This window comes from Streptomyces sp. NBC_01474 (genome assembly GCF_035918215.1).
In the GTDB taxonomy this organism is placed as follows: domain Bacteria; phylum Actinomycetota; class Actinomycetes; order Streptomycetales; family Streptomycetaceae; genus Streptomyces; species Streptomyces aureus.
Genome location: NZ_CP109449.1, coordinates 5,242,900 through 5,258,625, shown reverse-complemented (window position 1 = coordinate 5,258,625; position 15,726 = coordinate 5,242,900). Strand labels below are relative to the sequence as shown.

General features: G+C 68.7%; 10 protein-coding genes. 9 read left to right on the top strand and 1 reads right to left on the bottom strand.

The window, feature by feature from the left end; translation table 11 throughout:
• The first annotated feature begins 108 nt into the window (after positions 1-108).
• Positions 109-447 (top strand): hypothetical protein, encoded by a 339-nt coding sequence (locus tag OG758_RS24100; RefSeq protein ID WP_326711877.1) that lies wholly within the window; start codon positions 109-111, stop codon positions 445-447.
• Positions 448-453: 6 nt separating this feature from the next.
• Positions 454-726 (top strand): hypothetical protein, encoded by a 273-nt coding sequence (locus OG758_RS24095; RefSeq protein ID WP_326711876.1) that lies wholly within the window; start codon positions 454-456, stop codon positions 724-726.
• A 2,578-nt stretch (positions 727-3,304) separates the two neighbouring features.
• Here the strand turns inward: OG758_RS24095 and OG758_RS24090 are convergent.
• Entirely contained in the window at positions 3,305-5,875 is a 2,571-nt protein-coding gene (locus OG758_RS24090) for a DEAD/DEAH box helicase (RefSeq protein WP_326711875.1), read from the bottom strand.
• A gap of 80 nt (positions 5,876-5,955) precedes the next feature.
• Between OG758_RS24090 and bldG the strand changes: the two genes are divergently transcribed.
• The 7 genes from bldG to topA all read left to right on the top strand — a co-directional run bounded on the left by bldG (position 5,956) and on the right by topA (position 15,696).
• Positions 5,956-6,297: an anti-sigma factor antagonist BldG gene (bldG, locus tag OG758_RS24085; protein WP_003975386.1), complete on the top strand. Its 342-nt coding sequence runs from the start codon at positions 5,956-5,958 to the stop codon at positions 6,295-6,297.
• Between the two features lie 97 nt (positions 6,298-6,394).
• A complete protein-coding gene (locus OG758_RS24080) occupies positions 6,395-6,832 on the top strand; it encodes an ATP-binding protein (RefSeq protein ID WP_266561765.1) in 438 nt (145 codons plus the stop codon).
• 331 nt (positions 6,833-7,163) lie between these two features.
• Positions 7,164-9,569, top strand: a complete 2,406-nt coding sequence (locus OG758_RS24075) for a sodium-translocating pyrophosphatase (protein WP_326711874.1) — start codon at positions 7,164-7,166, stop codon at positions 9,567-9,569.
• A 218-nt stretch (positions 9,570-9,787) separates the two neighbouring features.
• Positions 9,788-10,378, top strand: a complete 591-nt coding sequence (locus tag OG758_RS24070) for a small secreted protein (protein WP_326711873.1) — start codon at positions 9,788-9,790, stop codon at positions 10,376-10,378.
• A 306-nt stretch (positions 10,379-10,684) separates the two neighbouring features.
• Entirely contained in the window at positions 10,685-12,208 is a 1,524-nt protein-coding gene (locus tag OG758_RS24065; protein ID WP_326711872.1) for a DUF7059 domain-containing protein, read from the top strand.
• A 212-nt stretch (positions 12,209-12,420) separates the two neighbouring features.
• Positions 12,421-12,618 carry a hypothetical protein gene (locus OG758_RS24060; RefSeq protein ID WP_326711871.1) on the top strand — a complete coding sequence of 66 codons (198 nt, stop codon included), beginning with the start codon at positions 12,421-12,423 and terminating at the stop codon, positions 12,616-12,618.
• Positions 12,619-12,861: 243 nt separating this feature from the next.
• The gene (gene topA, locus OG758_RS24055) at positions 12,862-15,696 is read left to right on the top strand and encodes a type I DNA topoisomerase (protein WP_326711870.1); all 2,835 of its coding nucleotides are present in this window, start codon (positions 12,862-12,864) and stop codon (positions 15,694-15,696) included.
• Positions 15,697-15,726 lie beyond the last annotated feature (30 nt).

Here is a 15,726-nt window from a genome sequence, read left to right as displayed (position 1 = left end):
TAGAGGGACGCAGTGGGACGCAGTCGCGTAGCCTGGGGAACGAAGGACCCCCGCGACAGCGGCTAACTGTCCGGGGGCGTGGCCGATCGCTACGAAGGAGCGAACGACATGACACAGCCTATGCGGCGCCTCCCCTGGACCGACGATGGGCGGGACGCCTATACCCCCCAGGGCAACGGCCTCATCAACACCATCGCCGACACGATGGAAGCCAGCATGATTGCGACGGCGCGGGATGACGCCGGCCGGGCCCGCGCCCTGGCCGACGACCCGGACGCCTCCAAGCTGGAGATGCGTACGGCGATTCGCTACCTGGCCCACGCCGTGGAGGACACGGCCCTGGTGGCAGACCTCCGCCTGGAGCGACTCCCGGAGACGATCGCCCCCGCCGGAGAAGTCCTTTGGGGTAGTAAGGCCAGAGAGATCGGCGAAGCGCACCGGGGGTGATCCGCAATGACAACCACTGAAGCCCTGGAAGCCGCAGAGGTACAGGCGCTCTTCAACCTGGAAGTCCTGGAGATCCAGCGCCAGTCAAAGGACCTGCGGGAGGCCCTCCGGCGCGACAGCGGTAACCCCCGGCTGAAGGCCCGCATTGCGTGCCTGGACGCGCTCCTGTTGGCCCTCTGCGGCGACCCGTCAGCGCTCGCCGAGCGGCCGTCCGTACTGGCCCAGGGCGGGATGCCTGACGCCCCGGCGGATCAGACGGTGGACACCGTTAACGACTGACGCGGACAGCGCGGACACCCGAAGAGCCCCCGGCGGCCAGCCTGCGGACAGGCGGTCACTGGGGGCTCTCTGCTGTCCGCGGACAGGCGGCCAGACGCGGACAGTCTGTCCGGACAGCGTTAACGGTCAGACGGCAGGGATGCCATGAGCCAACCCAACAGGGCGTACCGGTTTGCGTACCGGATTCCGGGGTCTGCGGTTGCGAGTTGGTCACGTTGGACCGGTACGCAAACCGGTACGCGTTTCGGCACACCCCCTTGCGGCACCCGCCCCAACGCGAACCGGTCCTCGACAGGCCCGGCGAGCCTTCTGTGGACGTTCGCGTAATTCCCCAGCTGGAACGGCACGGAATGGGCCAGGGACATCGCGGAGTCGACTCCTTCGTCTCCAGGCGGACTGCGGAGGCGCTCCTTGCTCCCAGGGACGCCAGGGTTCTCGGGCCGCTCGATAGCCGACGATCATTACGGCTGGTCGGGGCGGTCAAGGGTGGCGAAGGCCAGCGCGGAGCGCCACCGAAGGCGCCCTTGGGGGCGCTGTCCAGCCCCACACTCAGCAGTCGGGCGGCCCGTCACCAGCCGTAACCAACTGGGGAATTACGCGGAGCTGAAGGCGCCGCCGATGGGGAATTGCATGAACGCTCACGTCTTCACCCAACGTGTCCAACTATGGGCTGCGCAGCGTCCGACGGCCGACTGCGCACCCTCGTTCTCGGAAGCTGCGCAGTGTGGTGCGCAGCCTCCTGACGACCCGTGCGCAGTGACCGGTGCCGGGGTGCGGCCTACGACTGCGCAGCGCCCTATGGATCCCGTACTCGGGGTGCAGCACGCCCGCCCGGCCCCGACTCCGGCTGCGCAGTGCCAACTGGGGCGCGTTGCGCACCGGGTACTGCGCAACGCGTACCGGTCGACTGTGAGCGGTCGTTACGCATTTTGTGGCGCTTGCCAAAAGCGCGTAACAGGCGGCTGGAGCGGTACGGCGAAAACGCGTGCCAGTACCTGAGCAACCCGTTGTGTTCTGCTGGCCATGGATACGTCTGACAGGTCTGTGACCTGGGTGTTCTGCAGACCGGTGCACGTTTGGGTACGCGCTTCTCCGCCCCCGCAAAACGCGTACCGGTCGGCGGACGGCAACGGGCGCGGCCAGTCGCCGCGGCGCCCTCGAAACCGGGTGACACGGAATTGGCCGAGGCTGCCGGTACGCGTTGGAAGACCAAACGCGTACCGGTGCGGGGGAGTGCGCAGTCACCGCGAAAGAGCGCCCACGGTGCTGCGCAACCTCCGCTGCGCAGTCACAGTGCACCCTGGGATCCCCGATGCGCAGCGGACTATCAGGTGGTGCTGCGCAACCATCCGCGAGCCGTTGCGCAGGCGGCGACAGGCGAGTGCGCAACGGTGCGCAGTAGCCGCCCGGCGGCGCGGTGCAGCGAGACGTGTACCGGTATGCGTACCGGTCGGCTGTGACGGACTGTGACCGCTACGCTTGTCATCGCCACCAGCGCGCCCTGGTGGGCGGCGCTCGCCGCCACGGGCCTCACCGCGGCCGTCTCTTCGGCCGTCACCGCCCTCTCCCCCAGAATTCCGCTGACCGCCTCGCCTCGTGGAGTAGCTACCTCAACAGCTGTACCCCTGTCCGCCTCGACAGCCAGTCCAAGCCCGCGGACGCCGACCACCGTGGCGCGCACTTCACGAAGAGTGCGACTCGACGACGGCGACGATGAGTGAGGGGGGTCGCTGTTGACGAACGTGACCCGCCGGGGCGGGCGGCGGCATTGAGGGCTCGGCGGCGGCCGGCCGCCGCCAGCACGTTCACCGGCGCGGCTCGTATCGGGCCGCCGGGGTCGTGATGGGCTCGGCAGTGGCGAGATTCCAGGGCGCGGGTGCGGAGTTCGTCGACGGCCGCTGCTTTGTAGGGGCGGGCGGCGCCGAGCAGCGTGTTGAGGCGGGAAGCGGGGCCGCCGCCTGATCGACCTGAGCCCGTGTTCACCATGGAGCCCGTAGTGCGCGGGTGACGGAGGCCCAACGCCTGTGACGACCTGCCCGGGCGCCACAGCCTCCGCACCTGCACTGTCGACAAACTAACCCTCAAAACCACTAGCAAAGTCACCCGCAAAACGGGTCTCAAAGCCCCTAGTGCACCTTCCTCCGCTTGAAAGAGGAAAACGGCAGGTCAGGACCGCCGGTACGGGCGTACCGGACTTGCCGACAACCCCTCTCACGCACCCTTCGGCCTGGCAGAAAAGGTGGGAAAGGAAGGAGAAGAGAAAGAGCAGACGGCAGGACGAGGCCGGCGCGTGCGTGCTCGGGGGTCGGAGCCGCGTTCTGTCTTGTTGCGCGTCGGCCGGGGGCCTTCGCGCTCGCGGCCCGATGAGACGGGCCGCGGCGGGAAGAGGGACGGCTGCTCTCGCGGCCGCCGTCACTGGATGGAGGGCCGTGAGGAGGCCTGCGCCCACGCGGCCCGGGTGGCGGTGGCACAGGACGCACGGCTCGTGCGGTGCGTGGTGTACCGACCATTTCTGCTGGTCCCGTGGATCCGGCCGGCCCCTTTGATCCCGAGTGATGGGCCTCGCGGGATCAGTCGGTCAGTCAGCCGCCGGACCAGGTTCCTGACCCTGAGATGTCGGCCGCCCCTCGGACGAAGCCCGCGCCGAAGACGTCCCCGTACCTGTCGAGACCGGTGCCGGAGGTGCCGTCGAAGGCATCACCGAAGGGGCGTCCCTGAGCAGGACCTTCAGCAGCCGTACCGCGCCGCGTTTGTGGAGAGGGTCGTTGCCGTTGCCGCACTTGGGGGACTGGATACAGGACGGGCAGCCCGCCTCGCACTCGCAGGAGGCGATCGCTTCGAGCGTGGCGGTGAGCCACTCGCGGGCCGTGTGGAACGCGCGCTCCGCGAATCCCGCCCCGCCGGGATGGCCGTCGTACACGAAGACAGTGGGCAGCAGGGTGTCCGGGTGGAGGGGGATGGAGACGCCGCCGATGTCCCAGCGGTCGCAGGTGGCGAACAGCGGCAGCATGCCGATGGAGGCGTGTTCGGCGGCGTGCAGCGCGCCGCCGAGGATCTCCGGGTTCACGCGTGCCGCGTCGAGTTGGTCCTCCGTCACCGTCCACCACACGGCGCGGGTGCGGAGGGTGCGGGGAGGGAGGTCGAGTTTGGTCTCGCCGAGGACTTCGCCGGTGATGAGGCGACGGCGCAGGAAGGAGACGACCTGGTTGGTGACTTCGACGGAGCCGTAGCACAACCGGCCTTCACCCCAAGGGACTTCGATGTCCGTCTCCAGTACGGAGATGGCGGTGGTGTCGCGGGCGGTGGTCGAGTAGGTCGGGTTGGCCTCCTCGACGAGGGCGACCGAGTCCTCCAGGTCCAGGTGCTTCACGAGGTATGTGCGGCCCTGGTGGAGGTGGACGGCGCCGTCGTGGACGGTGGTGTGCGCCGAGCCGGCGTCCACGGTGCCCAGGAGGCGTCCCGTACCCGCCTCGACGATCTGTACGGGGTTGCCGCCGTCGCCTCGGATGTCCGTCAGATCGGCGGCGCGTTCGCGGCGGGTCCAGTGCCAGGCCTTGGTGCGGCGGCGCAGCAGCTTCGCGTCCTCCAGCTGGGGGAGCAGCTCGGCGGTGGTCGGGCCGAAGAGGGGCAAGTCGTCGTCGGTGAGAGGGAGTTCGGCCGCGGCCGCGCATAGATGGGGGGCGAGGACGTACGGGTTGTCGGGGTCCAGGACCGTGGACTCCACCGGCTGGTCGAAGAGGGCTTCGGGGTGGTGGACGAGGTATGTGTCCAGTGGGTCGTCGCGGGCGACGAGGACGGCGAGTGCCCCCTGTCCCGATCGTCCCGCGCGGCCTGCCTGCTGCCACAGCGATGCCCTGGTGCCCGGGTAGCCGGCGATGACGACAGCGTCCAACCCTGAGACGTCGATGCCGAGTTCGAGGGCGGTGGTGGCGGCGAGGCCGAGGAGTTCGCCGGAGTGCAGGGCGCGTTCGAGGGCGCGGCGTTCCTCGGGCAGGTAGCCGCCGCGGTAGGCGGCGACGCGGCGGGCGAGGGAGCGGTCGATTTCGGCGAGGCGTTCCTGGGCGATCACCGAGATCAGCTCGGCGCCGCGCCGGGAGCGTACGAAGGCGACGGAGCGGACGCCCTGCAGGGTCAGGTCGGTCAGCAGGTCCGCCGTCTCGGCGGTGGCGGTGCGGCGGACGGGGGCGCCCTTCTCGCCGTGGAGATCGGTGAGAGGGGGCTCCCAGAGGGCGAAGACGAGCTCCCCGCGGGGTGAGGCGTCGTTGGCGATCTCGAGGACCGGGAGACCTGTCAGGCGCTCGGCGGCGACGGCCGGGTCGGCGGCGGTGGCGGACGCCAGCAGGAACACGGGTTCCGAGCCGTAGCGGGCGCACAGGCGGCGCAGGCGGCGCAGGACCTGGGCGACGTGGGACCCGAAGACGCCGCGGTAGGTGTGGCACTCGTCGATGACGACGTACTTGAGCGACTTGAGGAAGGAGGACCAGCGGGGGTGTGAGGGCAATATCCCGCGGTGCAGCATGTCGGGGTTGGTCAGGACGTAGTTGGCGTACTGCCGCACCCACTCGCGTTCCTCGACAGGGGTGTCGCCGTCGTAGACCGCGGGGCGGATCGCCGTGCCGAGCGGTTGTGAAAGTTCCTTCACCGATCGGCACTGGTCCGCGGCGAGGGCTTTCGTCGGCGCGAGGTAGAGCGCGGTCGCGCCACGCCCGTTCGGTGCCTCGGAGCCGTCGAGGAGCCGGGAGAGCACCGGGACGAGGTACGCCAGGGACTTTCCGGAGGCCGTTCCGGTGGAGACGACGACCGACTCGCCGTCCATGGCGTGCTCGGCGGCGAGCGCCTGGTGGGCCCAGGGGTGCTCGATTCCGGCCGCCTGGACGGCGGCGATGACCTCGGATCGGATGCGGTCGGGCCATACGGCATGACGACCCGGTCGCGGGGGCAAGTGCTCCGTATGAGTGATGCGCGAAGCCCGGCTCGGACCCGAAGCGAGCCGGTCGAGAATCGCCCCGGGAGAGGGGCTGGAAGCGGTGTCCGACGCGGGTTGTCCGCGACGGTGATTCTTGGCCATCGACACCGAGTGTGTCACTGGCGTGACGGACAATGCTCCTAAGGCGTCGTGCACGCCTGCCGGTAAGTGATTGAATGCCATCGCGGCTGGCGATCCGTCCCGGGGGCTCTGCCGAGGTGTCCCGAGGGATGACCGCTCGATAGCAAGGTGCTGGAGGATCCGTGGACCTGTCCCTGTCGACCCGTACCGTCGGCGATCGTACGGTCGTCGAGGTCGGTGGCGAAATCGATGTATATACCGCGCCCAAGCTGCGAGAGCAGCTGGTCGAGCTGGTGAACGACGGCAGCTTCCACCTTGTCGTCGACATGGAGGGAGTCGATTTCCTCGACTCCACCGGGCTCGGCGTGCTGGTGGGCGGACTGAAGCGAGTGCGGGCCCATGAGGGCTCGCTGCGACTGGTCTGCAACCAGGAGCGCATTCTCAAGATCTTCCGTATCACCGGCCTGACCAAGGTGTTCCCCATCCACACCTCGGTCGAGGAAGCCGTAGCGGCTACCGACTGATCGGTCACCGGCCCACAGGCCGGTGGCTGAGCGGAAGTGGGGGCCGGGCCGATGGCCCGGTCCCTTCAGAGCACGCCCGTACATCCGAGGGGGATGCATGGCCACCGTCGAACTCCGATTCAGCGCGCAGCCCGAGCACGTCCGAACCGCCCGCCTGGTGGCGGCCGCGGTGGCGCGCAGGGCCGGAGTGGACGAGGCCGTGCTCGACGAGGTCAGGCTCGCTGTCGGCGAGGCCTGCAGTCGCGCCGTCGGTCTTCACCGGAGCAGCGGTATCGCTGCACCCGTTCGGGTAATTCTCACCGAGGAGGAGAAGCAGTTCTCCATCGAGGTCGGGGACGAGGCTCCGCGGAGTGTTCCCGGCGATCAGTCGTCCGACGCGCCCGGCGGGTCGGACGATCTGGAGGCGGAGGGTGAGGACGACATGGGCCTCGCCGTCATCAGTGGCCTCGTCGACGACGTGGAGGTCACCACGGACGAGTCCGGTGGACTCATTCGGATGACTTGGCCGACCACGCCGGCGACTCTTCCGTCCTGACGCGGTCCCCCCGGCGTCCACACAACGCCCCCTGATCCGCTCGTCCGTGGCTCCGCCCGGCGGTTTCCCTATGTGATCGTTTCTGGCTCGAGGCCCTGCAGTCACCCCGGTGAGCAGGGTCCTTTTGCGTTTCCTAGATCGTCGATCATAATTGGATCAAGCCTCAATGCTTTCAGGGCATTACTGCTTCTTGTGCGCCCATCGTGTTGGACGATCATTTGCCGGGTAGTAACGGATGGCAAATTCCGTTTCCCGCGCACTGTTTTGATCAGGCGCCACTCCCTACAATCCGTCCACATCTTGAGCTCAGCCCAAGCGTCAAGGAGGACGAATGGCGGGGCTTTCTACCCCTCAAGCGTTTAACCACCCCTCAACCTTCGCAGCCGCAGTCCTGACCGACGACAACCGCCTCATCGTCATGGTGATCGGGATCGTCGCGCTCGCCGCCCTCGTGGTGGCCGCAGTGCTCGTACGCCAGGTACTGGCGGCAGGCGAGGGCACCGACAGCATGAAGAAGATCGCGGCAGCGGTCCAGGAAGGCGCGAATGCCTACCTCGGGCGGCAGCTGCGGACCCTGGCGGTATTCGCCGTCGTGGTGTTCTTCCTGCTCATGCTGCTGCCCGCGGACGATTGGAATCAGCGAGCCGGGCGTTCGATCTTCTTCCTGATCGGCGCGGTGTTCTCGGCGACCACCGGATACATCGGAATGTGGCTCGCGGTGCGCAGCAATGTGCGCGTGGCCGCCGCGGCCAGGGAAGCAACCCCGGCGGAAGGCGAGCCGGAAAAGGATCTCACCGCCGTCTCGCACAAGGCCATGAAGATCGCTTTTCGCACGGGTGGCGTAGTCGGCATGTTCACGGTGGGGCTGGGCCTGCTCGGCGCCTCCTGTGTCGTGCTGGTCTACGCGGCCGACGCGCCCAAGGTCCTCGAAGGATTTGGCCTCGGCGCGGCGCTCATCGCGATGTTCATGCGTGTCGGAGGCGGCATCTTCACCAAGGCCGCCGACGTCGGCGCCGACCTGGTCGGCAAGGTCGAAAAGGGCATTCCGGAGGATGATCCGCGAAATGCCGCGACCATCGCCGACAACGTGGGCGACAACGTCGGCGACTGTGCCGGTATGGCCGCCGACCTCTTCGAGTCGTACGCCGTCACGCTGGTCGCCGCACTGATCCTCGGCAAGGCGGCCTTCGGCGACTCCGGGCTCGCCTTCCCGCTGATCGTTCCCGCGATCGGCGTAGTGACGGCGATGATCGGAATCTTCGCCGTGGCGCCGCGCCGGTCCGACCGCAGCGGAATGAGCGCGATCAACCGCGGGTTCTTCATCTCCGCGGTCATCTCGCTCGCCCTGGTGGCCGCAGCGGTCTACACGTATCTGCCGGCGACGTATGCCGAGCTCAACGGCATCACCGACGCGGCGATCAAGGTGAAGGACGGCGATCCGCGGATCCTGGCCCTTGTCGCCGTGGCCATCGGTATCGTGCTCGCCGCGCTGATCCAGCAGCTCACGGGCTACTTCACCGAGACCAGTCGGCGTCCGGTCCGCGACATCGGCAAGTCGTCGCTCACCGGACCCGCCACCGTGGTGCTCGCCGGAATCTCCGTCGGCCTCGAATCGGCCGTCTACACCGGCCTGTTGATCGGTCTCGGTGTGTACGGGGCGTTCCTGCTCGGCGGCACGTCGATCATGCTGGCGCTGTTCGCGGTCGCCCTCGCGGGCACGGGCCTGCTCACCACGGTCGGCGTCATCGTCGCCATGGACACCTTCGGACCCGTCTCCGACAACGCGCAGGGCATCGCCGAGATGTCCGGTGACGTGACGGGCTCGGGCGCGCAGGTCCTCACCGACCTGGACGCCGTGGGCAACACGACCAAGGCCATCACCAAGGGAATCGCCATCGCCACGGCCGTACTCGCGGCCTCGGCGCTCTTCGGGTCCTACCGTGACGCGATCGTCTCCGCCGCCAAGGACGTCGGCGAGAAGGTCGGCGACGGCGGCCCGATGAACCTCGTGATGGACATCTCGCAGCCCAACAACCTGGTGGGCCTGATCGTCGGCGCCGCGGTCGTCTTCCTCTTCTCCGGACTCGCGATCAACGCGGTGTCGCGGTCAGCGGGTGCCGTGGTCTACGAGGTGCGGCGGCAGTTCCGCGAACACCCCGGGATCATGGACTACACGGAGAAGCCGGAGTACGGGCGCGTCGTCGACATCTGCACGAAGGACGCGTTGCGGGAGTTGGCCACGCCGGGTCTGCTCGCCGTCCTCGCGCCCATCGCGATCGGTTTCACGCTCGGCGTCGGTGCCCTCGGTTCGTTCCTCGCCGGCGCGATCGGCACGGGAACGCTGATGGCGGTCTTCCTCGCCAACTCCGGTGGTGCGTGGGACAACGCGAAGAAACTCGTCGAGGACGGGCATTACGGCGGCAAGGGCAGCGAGGCCCACGCCGCGACCGTCATCGGCGACACGGTCGGCGACCCGTTCAAGGACACGGCCGGGCCCGCGATCAACCCGCTGCTGAAGGTGATGAACCTGGTGGCGCTCCTCATCGCGCCCGCAGTCGTCAAGTTCAGCTTCGGGGCGGACGCGAGCCTGGGAGTACGGATCGTCGTCGCCGTGCTGTCGATCGGCGTGATCGCCGGTTCCGTTTACGTCTCCAAGAGGCGCGGCATCACGGTCGGCGACGACGACAACTCCGACCACGTAGCGAAGCGGGAGGCGGATCCGGCGGTGGTTTCCTGACCCCGGGTTTCACCTGGTCAGGTACGGCCGCGAGCTCAACGGACGGGCGGGCAGCGCGTATTGACGCGCTGCCCGCCCGCCCGCGTCGGGTGACGGTTCTTCAGTGAGGCTTATCTCTCTTGGTGCAAATGGCTGCAAATACCCGATAAAGCACTCATGACGGACGTTCAGCATGCGATTGTCGCCCACTTGGCGTGTATGTTCCGGGGCCGAGAGCCATGGAAGGGACCAATCCGGTGAACAAGAAGCTTGCAGCCGCACTGTCCGGCGGTGCGGTACTGGTGCTTGCGCTGTCGGGATGCAGCAGCGACAACGGCAACGAGAAGCTCGACTCCTGGGCCAAGGCGGTCTGTGACTCGGTCCAGCCGCAGGCCAAGAAGATCGAGGACGCCAACGCCGCGATCCAGAAGGAGACCTCGGACAACGCCAAGCCCGCGGACGTCCAGAGCACCGACGCGCAGGCCTTCCAGGACATGTCCGACGCCTACAAGGCGATCGGTTCAGCCGTGGACAAGGCGGGGCCCCCGCCGGTCGACGGCGGCGAGAAGAAGCAGACGGACGCGGTCAAGGAGCTCAACGCGATCTCGGCCTCGTACGCGGACCTGAAGAAGCAGGTCGACAAGCTCGACACGAAGGACCAGGCGAAGTTCGCCGACGGCCTCAAGGGCATCGCGGGCGAGCTCGACAAGCTGAGCCAGAGCGGGAGCGACGCGCTCAAGAAGCTGGAGGAGGGCGACGTCGGCAAGGCGATGGCGAAGCAGGACAGCTGCAAGAGCGCGTCCGCTTCCCCGGCTCCCTCCAAGAGCTGACGCGGGTGCGCCGATCCCGGGAGTTGGCCCAGTCGAGCCGACTCCCGGGGGCTGGCTCCGGGTGCGGGCTCAGGCGAGCCGGCTTCAGGCGCCGGCTTCGGGCGAGCTCACTCCGGGAGTCGGTTCTGCGGTGAGCTGGCTCCAAGGCGAGTCGGTTCTGCGGTGAGCGGACTCCGGGTGCTGGCTCTGGGGCGAGCTGACTCAGAGCGCTGACGTTTCCCCCGTGTCCCCGGTGCCGTTTTCACGCGGTGCCGGGGACACGTCGTATGTGGGTGGCCATCGGGGGGCCGGGGTGACAATGGGGGCGTGAGTAGCTCCAGTCTGTCCCAGTTGCCGTCCATTGACCGTGACGATGTCGTCGCCCGACTGCGTGAGGCCCTGTTGGGGGCCGAATTCACCGCCGACGGCCTGCTCGAGCTGCTCGGGGCGCCTGCCTACGCGGCGCTCGCGCGGAGCGAGACCGTCCCCGCCCTGCGGGCGACCCGCGGGGACAGCCCGCTGGAGACGCTCGTACGGCTGTTCCTGTTGCAGCAGCCCGCGGAGTACGCGCGCGTGGCGGCCGTTCTGCCGGCCGAGGAGTGCCTGGAGAGCGGGTGGCTGACGCGCGCCGGTGACGACGAGGTCGCCGCGTCCGTCGACGTACGGCCGTACGGCGGGCCCGACGGCGAGGACTGGTTCATCGTGTCCGACCTCGGGTGCGCCGTCGGTGGTGCCGGAGGCATCGGCAGTCGCGCCGAGGGCGTCGTCCTGGGTGTTGGTGGTGCGTCCACGACGCTGTCCGGGATCACCGTACGGACGCCCGTGGAGAGCGCGCTCGACCTCGGTACGGGTTCCGGGATCCAGGCGCTGCACGCCACCCGGCACGCCACGCGCGTCGTCGCCACCGACCTCAACCCGCGCGCCCTCCACATGACGGCGCTGACCCTCTCCCTCTCCGGTACCGGCCCCGCCGACCTGCACGAGGGCTCACTGTTCGAGCCCGTGGGTGACGAGACGTACGACCTGATCGTGTCGAATCCGCCCTTCGTCATCTCGCCGGGTGCGCGGCTGACGTACCGCGACGGCGGGATGGCCGGGGACGATCTGTGCCGCACGCTCGTTCAGGAGGCGGGGGCACGACTGAACGAGGGCGGGTACGCGCAGTTTCTCGCCAACTGGCAGCACGTCGACGGGGAGGAGTGGACCGACCGGCTCCGGTCCTGGGTGCCGCGCGGGTGCGACGCGTGGGTGGTGCAGCGCGAGGTGCAGGACATCACGCAGTACGCCGAGTTGTGGCTGCGGGACGCCGGGGACCACCGCACGGACCCGGCGGAGTACGCGGCGCTGTACGACGCGTGGCTCGACGAGTTCGAGGCGCGCAAGGTGCGGGGCGTCGGGTTCGGCTGGATCACCCTGCGCAAGGCCCCGGAGGGCGTCGAGCCGTCCGTCACGGTGGAGGAGTGGCCGCACTCCGTCGAACAACCCCTCGGGGACACGGTGCGGGCGCACTTCGAGCGCCTCGACTATCTGCGCACGCACGACGACGCCGCCCTGCTCGGCGCCCACTTCAGGCTCGCGGGCGAGGTCGTGCAGGAGCAGGTCGGGCTGCCAGGGGCCGAGGACCCGGAGCACGTGGTGCTGCGCCAGCACCGCGGGATGCGTCGGGCCACGAAGGTGGACACGATCGGCGCCGGGTTCGCGGGCGTCTGCGACGGCACCCTCAGCGCCGGCCGGATCCTCGACGCCATCGCGCAACTCGTGGGGGAAGACCCGGTCTTGCTGCGGGACCGCACGCCCGCGCAGATCAGGATGCTCGTCGAGCAGGGGTTCCTGGAGCCTGCTCAGGTCTGACGCGAGGTCTGGCGCGAGGGCGAATGCGATTCCGCTTTTCCTTCGGAAGATCCCGGGAGATCTTCCGAAAGACCTCAAAAGATCTCCGACGACGCCCCGTGACATCGTTGCCAGAGGCGCACCATGGCGGTCGTTCACCCGGGGTTCGCCCCGTCGTCTCCCGCGCGTGTCAGCCTCACCGGCCTGGGACCCCAGCACCGGGAGGAAAAGCCATGGAGAGCGGACCAGCGATCTTCGCCGGGACCGTGTTCACGCTGTTCGGGGCGGGGCTGCTGCTGTGGACCGGGGCACGTGTCATGCACCGGGCACCCGTCGCCGACGGTGTGAACCCTGTCGCATCGGCGACGCTCGCCACGCTGGCCGCAGTGGCCTGTCTGGTACTCGGGGTGTGGTGCTTCGGCCGGTTCTGAGCGGCGGCCCGCAGGGGGCGTCCCGGGTGAGGGCCCGGTGGACGTCCCGGACACCCTGTGGGCACTCCGGGCGGCAGGATCGTCGGTAGTCGGGTTACCGTTCGAGTGGCCGTTGCGGGCTTTTCCCGTTTGACACGGGGGCGGGAGGTACCGTCACACTCCGCAGCGACACCGCACGTACCGCAGTGCCGACCCCCATGAGGGCGCGGGGATCCCCAGCGCCGACCGGAGAGAAGAGCGAAGTTGTCCCCGACCAGCGAGACCGCACACGGCGGCCGCCGACTCGTCATCGTCGAGTCGCCTGCCAAGGCGAAGACGATCAAGGGCTACCTCGGTCCTGGATACGTCGTCGAAGCGAGCGTCGGGCACATCCGCGACCTCCCGAGCGGCGCCGCCGAGGTGCCCGAGAAGTACACCGGCGAGGTGCGCCGGCTCGGTGTGGACGTCGAAAACGACTTCCAGCCGATCTATGTGGTCAACGCGGACAAGAAGGCCCAGGTCAAGAAGCTCAAGGACCTGCTGAAGGACTCCGACGAACTCTTCCTCGCCACCGATGAGGACCGCGAGGGCGAAGCCATCGCGTGGCACCTCCTCGAGGTCCTGAAGCCCAAGGTCCCCGTCCACCGGATGGTCTTCCACGAGATCACCAAGGACGCGATCCGCAGCGCCGTCGCCAACCCGCGCGAGCTGAACAAGCGCATGGTCGACGCCCAGGAGACCCGCCGCATCCTCGACCGCCTCTACGGCTACGAGGTCTCGCCGGTCCTGTGGAAGAAGGTCATGCCGCGCCTGTCGGCGGGCCGCGTCCAGTCCGTGGCCACCCGCCTCGTCGTCGAGCGGGAGCGCGAGCGCATCGCCTTCCGCTCCGCCGAGTACTGGGACCTGACGGGCACCTTCGCGACCGGCCGCTCCGGCGACGCCAGCGACCCGTCGAACCTCGTGGCCCGCCTGAGCGCGCTCGACGGCAAGCGCATCGCGCAGGGCCGCGACTTCGACTCGCTCGGCCAGCTGAAGTCCGCGAATGTGCTCGCTCTGGACGAGACGAACGCCCGCGCGCTCGCCGCCGCCCTGGAGAACACGAACTTCGCCGTACGGTCCGTCGAGTCGAAGCCGTACCGTCGCTCGCCGTACGCCCCGTTCCGTACGACGACGCTGCAGCAGGAGGCGAGCCGCAAGCTCGGCTTCGGCGCGAAGGCCACGATGCAGGTGGCCCAGAAGCTGTACGAGAACGGCTTCATCACCTATATGCGTACGGACTCCACGACCCTGTCCGACACGGCGGTCTCGGCCGCCCGTGCGCAGGTCACGCAGCTGTACGGGGCCGACTACCTGCCGGACAAGCCGCGCACGTACGCCGGCAAGGTCAAGAACGCTCAGGAGGCGCACGAGGCGATCCGCCCTTCGGGTGATCGTTTCCGCACGCCCGCCGAGACCGGCCTGACCGGCGACCAGTTCCGGCTCTACGAGCTGATCTGGAAGCGGACCGTCGCCTCCCAGATGAAGGACGCGGTCGGAAACTCCGTCACGGTCAAGATCGGCGGCACCTCCGCCGACGGCCGCAACGCCGAGTTCTCCGCCTCCGGCAAGACGATCACCTTCCACGGCTTCCTCAAGGCCTACGTCGAGGGCGCGGACGACCCGAACGCCGAGCTCGACGACCGTGAGCGCCGGCTGCCGCAGGTCTCCGAGGGCGACGCACTGTCCGCCGAGGAGATCACCGTCGACGGCCACGCGACCAAGCCGCCGGCCCGTTACACCGAGGCCAGCCTGGTCAAGGAGCTGGAAGAGCGCGAGATCGGCCGCCCGTCGACGTACGCGTCGATCATCGGGACCATCCTCGACCGCGGCTATGTGTTCAAGAAGGGGACGGCCCTTGTGCCCTCCTTCCTGTCCTTCGCCGTGGTCAACCTCCTGGAGAAGCACTTCGGGCGGCTCGTCGACTACGACTTCACCGCCCGGATGGAGGACGACCTCGACCGCATCGCACGCGGTGAGGCGCAGGCCGTGCCGTGGCTGCGGCGCTTCTACTTCGGCGAGGGCGAGGGCTCCGGAGGGGCCGCCGACGCGGGCAACGGCGACGGCGACCACCTCGGCGGCCTCAAGGAGCTCGTCACCGACCTGGGCGCGATCGACGCCCGCGAGGTGTCGTCCTTCCCCGTCGGCGAAGGCATCGTCCTGCGGGTCGGCCGCTACGGCCCCTACGTCGAGCGCGGCGAGCGCGACTCCGAGAACCACCAGCGCGCGGACGTGCCGGAGGATCTCGCTCCGGACGAGCTCACCGTCGAGTACGCGGAGGAGCTCCTCGCCAAGCCGAGCGGCGACTTCGAGCTGGGCGCCGACCCCGTCTCCGGGAATCAGATCATCGCGAAGGACGGTCGCTACGGGCCGTACGTCACCGAGGTGCTCCCCGAGGGCACCCCGAAGACCGGCAAGAACGCGGTCAAGCCGCGTACGGCGTCGCTCTTCAAGTCGATGTCCGTCGACACCGTCACCCTGGACGACGCCCTCAAGCTGATGTCCCTTCCGCGCGTGGTCGGTGCCGACGCCGAGGGCGTCGAGATCACCGCGCAGAACGGGCGGTACGGGCCGTACCTGAAGAAGGGCACCGACTCGCGCTCCCTGGAGACCGAGGAGCAGCTCTTCGCCATCACGCTGGAGGAGGCCCTCGCGATCTACGCGCAGCCCAAGCAGCGCGGGCGCGCGGCCGCCAAGCCGCCGCTGAAGGAGCTCGGCGAGGACCCGGTCAGCGGGAAGCCCGTCGTCGTCAAGGACGGTCGCTTCGGCGCGTATGTCACGGACGGCGAGACGAACGCGACACTCAGGTCGTCCGACTCCGTCGAGGAGATCACGCCCGAGCGCGGCTACGAACTGCTCGCCGAGAAGCGGGCGAAGGGCCCCGCCAAGAAGACGGCCAAGAAGGCCGCGAAGAAGGCTCCGGCGAAGAAGGCGCCCGCCAAGAAGACGGCTGCCAAGAAGACCGCCGCTTCGAAGACGACGGCCGCGAAGAAGACGACCGCCGCGAAGAAGACGACGGCCAAGAAGGCGACGGCTTCGAAATCGACCTCTACGGAGGAGTAGTCCTCCTGTAGCCGTCCTCCTGTAGCCGTC

What these genes read in the sequence shown, in the direction of transcription:
- OG758_RS24070 (WP_326711873.1), top strand. Translation starts at nt 9,788, where the DNA reads ATGGAAGGGACCAATCCGGTGAACAAGAAGCTTGCAGCCGCACTGTCC.
- OG758_RS24095 (WP_326711876.1), top strand. Translation starts at nt 454, where the DNA reads ATGACAACCACTGAAGCCCTGGAAGCCGCAGAGGTACAGGCGCTCTTC.
- OG758_RS24090 (WP_326711875.1), bottom strand. Translation starts at nt 5,875, where the DNA reads ATGGCATTCAATCACTTACCGGCAGGCGTGCACGACGCCTTAGGAGCA.
- OG758_RS24060 (WP_326711871.1), top strand. Translation starts at nt 12,421, where the DNA reads ATGGAGAGCGGACCAGCGATCTTCGCCGGGACCGTGTTCACGCTGTTC.
- OG758_RS24100 (WP_326711877.1), top strand. Translation starts at nt 109, where the DNA reads ATGACACAGCCTATGCGGCGCCTCCCCTGGACCGACGATGGGCGGGAC.
- OG758_RS24080 (WP_266561765.1), top strand. Translation starts at nt 6,395, where the DNA reads ATGGCCACCGTCGAACTCCGATTCAGCGCGCAGCCCGAGCACGTCCGA.
- OG758_RS24075 (WP_326711874.1), top strand. Translation starts at nt 7,164, where the DNA reads ATGGCGGGGCTTTCTACCCCTCAAGCGTTTAACCACCCCTCAACCTTC.